The sequence below is a fragment of the Bradyrhizobium sp. P5_C11_2 genome (genome assembly GCF_054049755.1).
Genome location: NZ_JBFULT010000618.1, coordinates 1 through 4,233, shown reverse-complemented (window position 1 = coordinate 4,233; position 4,233 = coordinate 1). Strand labels below are relative to the sequence as shown.

General features: G+C 64.1%; 3 protein-coding genes. All 3 read right to left on the bottom strand.

The features are described 5' to 3' along the window. Positions 1-464 (bottom strand): helicase HerA domain-containing protein (locus tag ACXJL8_RS35360; RefSeq protein ID WP_456686488.1); only part of this gene is annotated, 464 nt, incomplete at its 3' end. Positions 465-569: 105 nt separating this feature from the next. Next, a complete protein-coding gene (locus ACXJL8_RS35355) occupies positions 570-1,388 on the bottom strand; it encodes a YkgJ family cysteine cluster protein (RefSeq protein WP_456623504.1) in 819 nt (272 codons plus the stop codon). Positions 1,389-1,954: 566 nt separating this feature from the next. Beyond that, a complete protein-coding gene (locus tag ACXJL8_RS35350) occupies positions 1,955-3,019 on the bottom strand; it encodes a ketopantoate reductase family protein (RefSeq protein WP_456623505.1) in 1,065 nt (354 codons plus the stop codon). Between the last annotated feature and the right edge of the window lie 1,214 nt (positions 3,020-4,233).

Below are 4,233 nucleotides of genomic sequence, written 5' to 3'. Positions count from 1 at the left end.
TCGTCCGAGACCTCGCCGGCGACCGCCGGCGCGAACAGCTGCGCCTCGTCCACCACGACCAGCATCGGATACCAGTGGTCACGGTCGACGTCGAAGAGACCGCCGAGAAAGGCCGCCGCGCGCCGCATCTGGTTCTCGGCATCAAGCCCTTCGAGATTGAGCACGGTGGAGACGCGATGCAGCCGCGCGCGCTCGCCCGCGACCTGAAGGCCGCGCTCGGTGTGATCCTCGGCCTCGATCACGAGATGGCCGAAATGCTCCGCCAGCGTGACGAAATCGCCTTCGGGGTCGATGATGGCCTGCTGCACCCAGGGTGCGCTCTGTTCCAGCAGTCGCCGCAGCAGATGCGACTTGCCGGAGCCCGAATTGCCCTGCACCAGGAGACGGGTCGCMAAGAGCTCCTCGAGGTCTATGGCCGCCGCGGCGCCGGCCGTGGTCTGCCCCATCTCGATCGCAACCGTCATGTCCCCGACTCAAGTCCCCTTCATTCGCGGACAGGGGCTTACCAACCCGACCGGGGCGCGTCGAGCGGCATGGGACGAATCATGCMGTGTTGCCCACGGCGGCGTTCAGGCGTGATTCGACAATTCGAGAAGAGCGGGTCGATAGGGCGGGTAAGGGTCGTCGTCCGCGTCATCGGGGATCGCGCAGGACCCGAATTCCTGCCTGATCCGCTCGATCTCGGCGATGCGCTCGTGCAGCCGTTGCAAGTGCTCCTGCGACTTTGCCTTCCAGAACCGGAAGGTGTCGGCCGCAACCGGCAGGAACGCCGTTCCGAACGGTGTCGGATCGGGGACGATGGTCCGTCCGAGCATCAGGAACCGATCGGCGCCGGAGACGACGAGGGTTGCGTAACCGCGGTTTCCGATTCGCCTGATGCCGTTCAGCGACCATTCGGCGAGCTTGCTGAAATACGGCTCCTCGCGCCAGCGGTCGGGACAATCGTCATCGACCGTCACGTTGACGGCATCCTGGCTGAAATGCACCACGATGCCCGATTTCTCGGGAAACCAGTCGTCGTCGAGATGGCCCTGGAGCCAGGCGCAGACGAAAGATCGGCACATCTGGGGACGGCGTTCATAGATGGTGCATCCCGTGCCGGCCTGCCAATGCTTGCAGAGCTGGTTCACCGGCTTTTCGACGTCGGCCACCTCGAGGATATCGCAGCAGGCGTTGCACGATCCGCACTGCCGTGCCGGTCGCGCCGTCTTCGGCAGACCTGTGGCCTTGAAGCCCTGGCCATCGCGAACCAGCAGCTTCTGCTTCTCCAGCGCATTCAAGGCGCGCTCGATCTTGAGCCGGGACAGTCCCGTAGCGTCGATCACGCCCTTTATCGTCGTCGCGCCTGCCTCGACGGCGCGGACGACGCTCAACATCGCCTGATCCATTTTGTTGTTCTTGGTCTTCTGGTCCGGTTCCATCGGCCGGGCATCGCGACCAGCGCCGAACGAGCGATCGGCGAACGGTTTGCGGACACCTAACTGAGAAAGCTATGTTGCTCATCTCTCCGTTCGCCAGACAAGAAGCCGCGCCCGTCGCGCGCGCATGCAACGTTTGCGCAAATGAAGGATCACACGTGAGGCGCGAGAGATCATTCGCACGCGCAGCGCGGAGCAATTCGCCTCATTTCAGGTGGAAACAACTCATTTTGACGGCGCGTCGCGTGGAAACACGACGAGCAGCATGCATCAGTCTCACGCAGGTGTGATGTTTGCGGTTGAGCGCAGGCGCAATGCACGGGCGACACGATTGCGTGATCTGGGACATGCAGCGCCGAGTTGATTTTGCGCCACACGCGGAACCGTGCGCTGGACTGCTTTGGTGAGGACAGTTCGACACGCGCACCGGCGCGGTCACGCTCGTCGCCGTGACCGGCATGATTTGGCTTCAACCATTCCTGAGCGCGTGAGCGCCGACGCTTCGCCGGCCGACCGCGAGAGAAGGCGCGGCGCTGTTACTGCGCGCCGGATCCGCCCTGCACGATCTTCTCGTTCAGCTTCTGATCCACGGTCTCGACCGTGCGGTCGATCTCGGCATTCGGCGCGCCGAGCTGATGCGAGATCAGCTTGACCAGGAGGTCGACGCGCTCGATGAAGGGGGCGCCGCTTGCGACCGCGCGCGCCGCCGATGACGGCTTGAGCAGGCTTTCGGCGGCCTTGGCGTATTTCGCGAACGGCACCTGGTCCTGCGGATCGGCGCCGAGCCGGCGGGCGATGGCGTCGACATGGTCGTAAATCGTCTGCGAGCGCCTGAGATCGCCGTGCACCGCGTCGCGAATCGACTGCGGCTCGTGCGGCGTGATGCAGCGGTAGTTGCCGGTCAGCAGCATCGACCATTTCGCCAGCGGCACGAACAGCGAATCGAACACCTTCAGCTTCACCGGCACGTCGTGGCCGTCGAGCGTCACCGCGTCGATGTCGGCCTCGAGCTCGCGCAGCACCTTGTTGTGCTTGTCGTCGGCGAAGGCCGACGCCTTGAAGTTCGTGGGCAGGCCGACATGCAGCACGTTGGCGGCCTCTTCCGGCGGACGAAACGCCTGCGGGTCGGGCGAGCACAGCGTCACCAGCCCCGGCTCGAACCGCTCCCACACCTGCGCATTGGTGTAGGCCTCCTCGAGATCCATGTCCGCGAGCGACGGAATCCGCTTCAGATACGGCAGTGGCGGTATGTTCATGATCGACAGACACGGCAGCTTCGCCGCGGCGATCCTGACCATGAGAACGCGGACCGTGTGGTTGGTGTATTGCGGCTCCTGCATCGCAAGGCCGACCATGTCGTAACGGGAGACGTCGACATCGGCGGGCGTCACCGCGTCGAGCTTGCCGGGCAGGTCGCGCGAGAAGATCGCGCGATGCACCGCCTCGTCGCGCAACTTGATGCGCACCTCGGTACCGTCGCGATTGATCAGCTCCGCGGTCTTGGCGCGGCAGACCAGGGTGACGTTATGCCCGGCCATCAGCAGCTTCGTGCCCAGCAGGGAGCCGTAGGAAGCACCGAGAATCAATATGTTACGCGCCATGTTTCGTCCCGTGGAAATGTCATGTGATTTTTTGCGCCCGGCCGTGGGCCCGAGGGCGGGTTGGCGGCATCTAAAGCGAAGTGCCCGGCGATGGCAACTGGGATAATGCATACAAGGCAACGCCGGTATTTCCCGTAGCCCGGATGGAGCGCAGCGTAATCCGGGGCCGCTCCTTCCGCGCGGCGCCGCTCCCGGATTGCGCTGCGCTCCATCCAGGCTACGGGTGCCCGACGGGCAAAACACCCGCGAGGCTGTCAATCTCCTTGCGCAAAAATATTCCACTTTACCGAAATTCGGAAATGGCGTATGTATCGTCCATCCCGGCTTGACCTTGAGGGGCGATCTTGTGTCGTCATGTGTCGCGAGCTGGGCTTGCGGTGGACGCGGCAGCGTCGGCACGAAAAGGTGCGGGCAGGGCGGGTAGTCCCTGTGAGCCCGAAACCGCGTGCGGATGAGCGGCGCTGAAAGGTTCGTCTCGCCAGCATTCTTCCGGCAACGTCGACAACGCCGGGAGATAATGCGGCGAGCAAGCGGGCCGCGCGTACGGCAAAACCGTGTGGTCCTGGCCGTCGTTGCTACGGTCAAGCCTGTCGYGGAGRTGTTCGCGAGCCCAACCGGGCGGACGGCATCGTCAATTCGCGGGGCGAGGGAGGCCAGAACGAACTCGGCTCCCGGGAGAGCACGGCATAAGCCGTCAACCCACTGCGCAGGGAAGGCCGAGTGATTGGCTACACCTGTATGCTGCTGTGCGGTTCTTCCTGCGTGTGCTTTTCGCGCAGCGGACCGCGGGTGCCAGCCGGCACCCGGCCTTCCCTGCGCCCTCTTGGCTTTGAGAGGGCGGAGCGACGAAGCAAAGCTCGGGCGAATTGAGCCGCGAGGATGCGAAGGCGTGTCTGCACCACACACTCGCCGTCATCGCCCGGCTCGACCGGGCGATCCAGTATTCCGACGGCTGTGATTGAGCCGAGAGGTCGCGGCGTACTGGCTTCCCCGCCGGAGCCTGTCATCGGGCTCGCCGAAGGCGAGACCCGGTGGCGGAGAATGACAGTGGTAGTTGGAGAAGAAGCCGATGCCCCATGCTCCGTCATTGCGAGCGCAGCGAAGCAATCCAGACTGTCACCATGGATTGCTTCGCTGCGCTCGCAATGACGATGTGGAGGTCTCCTCATCGTCGTCCTGGCGAAAGCCAGGACCCATTACCACTGAACCCGGTT

What these genes read in the sequence shown, in the direction of transcription:
- ACXJL8_RS35355 (WP_456623504.1), bottom strand. Translation starts at nt 1,388, where the DNA reads ATGGATCAGGCGATGTTGAGCGTCGTCCGCGCCGTCGAGGCAGGCGCG.
- ACXJL8_RS35350 (WP_456623505.1), bottom strand. Translation starts at nt 3,019, where the DNA reads ATGGCGCGTAACATATTGATTCTCGGTGCTTCCTACGGCTCCCTGCTG.